The 3,036-nt window shown below is 61.3% G+C and carries 5 protein-coding genes; all 5 read right to left on the reverse strand.

The window, feature by feature from the left end:
• Positions 1–185, reverse strand: a 185-nt coding sequence (locus BM357_RS18260) for a hypothetical protein (protein WP_139234800.1), incomplete at its 3' end; no start/stop codon positions are given.
• A gap of 81 nt (positions 186–266) precedes the next feature.
• On the reverse strand, positions 267–506 hold the full coding sequence (locus tag BM357_RS18265) for a hypothetical protein (protein ID WP_074956779.1): 240 nt from the start codon (positions 504–506) through the stop codon (positions 267–269).
• Between the two features lie 46 nt (positions 507–552).
• The gene (locus tag BM357_RS18270; RefSeq protein ID WP_245784093.1) at positions 553–1,434 is read right to left on the reverse strand and encodes a pilus assembly protein TadB; all 882 of its coding nucleotides are present in this window, start codon (positions 1,432–1,434) and stop codon (positions 553–555) included.
• Positions 1,422–2,348, reverse strand: a complete 927-nt coding sequence (locus BM357_RS18275) for an HD-GYP domain-containing protein (protein WP_083430678.1) — start codon at positions 2,346–2,348, stop codon at positions 1,422–1,424. Before BM357_RS18275 ends, BM357_RS18270 begins: the two co-directional genes overlap by 13 nt.
• On the reverse strand, positions 2,308–3,036 hold a 729-nt coding region (locus BM357_RS18280), incomplete at its 5' end, for a GGDEF domain-containing protein (RefSeq protein WP_074956781.1). The genes BM357_RS18275 and BM357_RS18280, both read right to left, overlap by 41 nt.

Consider the following 3,036-nt stretch of genomic DNA (forward strand, 5'->3'; position numbering starts at 1 on the left):
GCCTTGTTGATGCCAAAGATCATCAGCGCGCCAATCGCGATGATGAACAGCGCCGCAATCACAACGGCGAACATCACGTACGCCAGCTTCGTGAGGTTGCTGCCCTCCGCGTCGGCCCGCCGCCACCTCAGCCACGGGGTGGAACGAGACGCTTGTACCCCCAGAGTGCCCAACTTGTTGATCATAAACTGCATTCCTCCTTGAAATGGTGATTTGGATTGTGGGGCTTTGCCCTCCACCTGGTGGAGTGCTGCATGGCAAACCGGTCACGCTCCGAACATGGCCGTGAACGCGTTCAGCGCCGCAGGGAACACACCATTCAACAGTGTGTTGCCAAGCAGCAGCCCGCCGGCCGTTGAGAGCGTGATGGTGGCGAGAAGCCAGATGAGATTCGACATCATCGCGGACATGCCGCTTCCCGCCTGCCGGAGGCGGAGCCACCGGCGAATCATGCGGCCTCGCCACACCGGATCCCGGATCGCAACGCGGCGGACGATCCTGCGCATAAAAAAACACCTCCCTCACTCAAGGGAGGCGTGCAGGGCAGCGCCATCACAAAGAGCCAAACCCGAACGCGCCGCCGAGCAACTTCAGCAGATAAGAAAACATCGCCAGGAACATGTACCCGAACACCGGAATGCCAAGCCCAAGCGTGGACAGGTAACTGATTTTCGAGATCGCGGTGTTGTACTTCGCTTCCGCCTCAGCGTCCCGGATCCGTTCCTCGATCTCCAGCGACGTGAACATCATGTCGGTCAGAGGCGTATTGTACCGGGTGGACTGGGCGAGAAGCTGGGCGAACTGCGTGGCCTCAGACAATTTCAGTCGTTCGGCCATCTGCATGAACGCCTCCACCACCGTCTGCACCCGCATCCCAGTGTCCCGCTCCCGCTGATCTGTGTCTGTTGGAACCTGGCCAATGGCAATGCACACGTCGCGCAGATACGGCTTCAGAGGATACCCGCTCACCGCCTCGGCTGCCACAATCCCGCGTTCCACCGGCGCGCCCGCCTCTGCGAGAAGCGCAATTAGAAGCCTTGCTTGCCGAAGCTGGCGCCGAAGCAACAGCCTCGCCCGCCGGTACGTCCGCTCCAGATACAGGTATGGGAGAAAGAACGCCAGCAGTGCCAATGGGAGCGCCCAGTACCATCCCACCAACAGGGCCATCGCCGCCACCACCAGCGGCATGGTAAAGGACAAGCGGTAGGCGATGTCCGCCCATTCCGGCTTGCCGATCTCCTGGGCATACCGCACCATATCCCGGTGCATGACCTCCAGAAACCCGGCCTTTGGCGCCGCGCGTTTGTACGTACCCCGAATCGACTGGATACGCAGTTGCTCCTCCTGTGCACTGACGAGCGCAAAGCCCCACACGACGACAAACACCGCCAAAAACATAAGCACCCCAAGGAGGATGGCGATTACGGCCACCACGGCGCATCCCCTCCTGAATCGTCGCTGTCATGCGTCCACTCAGCTTCATGGGCGAGAAGCCATGTGGCGAGTTTTGGGTCAAACTCCGTCTCCGCCTTCGCCTCGATCTCCCGGCGAACATCTGCATTGGACCATGCGGATTTGTATGGCCGGGCGTGCAGCAGCGCGTCGAGCACATCGACCACCTTGACGACCCGCGCCACAAGCGGAATACCCTCGCCCGCCAGGCCCGCCGGATACCCGCTGCCGTTCCAATTCTCGTGATGGTATCGGGCCACGTCCTTGGCCCACCGCCAAGTCAGCACGTCGTACAGCCACGGGGCCTGGCGCTTGACGTGCCGCTCGACCTCCTGCAACACGGCGAATCCCTTATCCGTGTGGGTCTTAACCAGGGCATACTCCTCTTCGTTGAGCGGCGCGGGTTTGTACAAAATCTCCCTCGGGATCGCGGACTTGCCCACATCGTGCACATACGCCGCCACCGTCAGGCGCGCCACATCCTCCTCCGATAAGCCAAGCGCCCCGCGCGCCATCCACGACGTGTAGCGCCCAACCCGGCGCAGGTGATCGAGCAAGTCCGGGTCTCCATACTCGGCGGCGAACGCAAGCCCCCTGAACAGGGCGTACTGGAATGCCAGCCGCGCCCGCTCCGCCTCATCGCCGAAGACATCCTCCAGATACGCCCTGCACACACCAAATGCGCCTTCACGTTTCACGACTGCATGCGCCAACACCGCTAGCCCATCGCGGCGCCGAATCCAGAGCGTGTGAAGCCCGGGCTCTGTAAGCCTCGGGTGCAAAAGCGCGATCGGCAGTCCTGCTAACTCCTTGTTCCGAAACCCGAGCAGCGATTCCGTATCGCCGTCTGCCCGCTCAATGACACCCTTGGCATCCATCCAAAGCTCCGCCGCCATTTGTTCCCTCCTCTCCCGTGCCCGAGTCGTCCATGTCGAACACAATTAACCCGCGCCCCTGTTGTTTGCCGCGGTACAGACACAAATCTGCCCGTGCAAGAAGCTGTTCGAGAGTCCGCCCGTGCCGGGGATAACAGGCCACGCCCATTGTCATGTCCAAGTCGTAATCCTTGAGCGGCAACCGCTGTTTGATGCCCTCAAGCCTCTGCACAATCCCCGGATGACAGGCACACGCCTCCAGCACCAGCACAAACTCGTCGCCACCGATGCGGGCGAGAATGTCGTACGCGCGTAACTCCGCACGCAGGGCCGCCGTAATCTCCCGAAGTGCCTCGTCGCCCTTGGCATGTCCGTGCGTGTCATTGAGTTGTTTGAAATGGTCAAAGTCAACCAGCACCAAGACAAACCCCGTGTCGTCGGTGTACCGCCGCGCCCGTTCGGTGAACCACGTCTGCAATCCCTTGCGGTTGAGACACCCCGTGAGTGCGTCGTGAAACGCTTCCGTTTTTAGCCGTTCATGGTCGTGCAAAAGCGCGTCCACTGCCTGCGCGAACCGCGCCGCCTCTGAATACTCGGCACCGGGATCCGCCCGGAAATACACCCGGTACACCCCATCCGAACAGGGGACGTCCAATACGGCGAATCTCGATTTCCAATCCGACTGCCCCGCGAGGATTCCACGCTCATG

Origin of the sequence: Paenalicyclobacillus macrosporangiidus, from assembly GCF_900116805.1 — a bacterium.
In the GTDB taxonomy this organism is placed as follows: Bacteria; Bacillota; Bacilli; order Alicyclobacillales; family Alicyclobacillaceae; genus Alicyclobacillus_H; species Alicyclobacillus_H macrosporangiidus.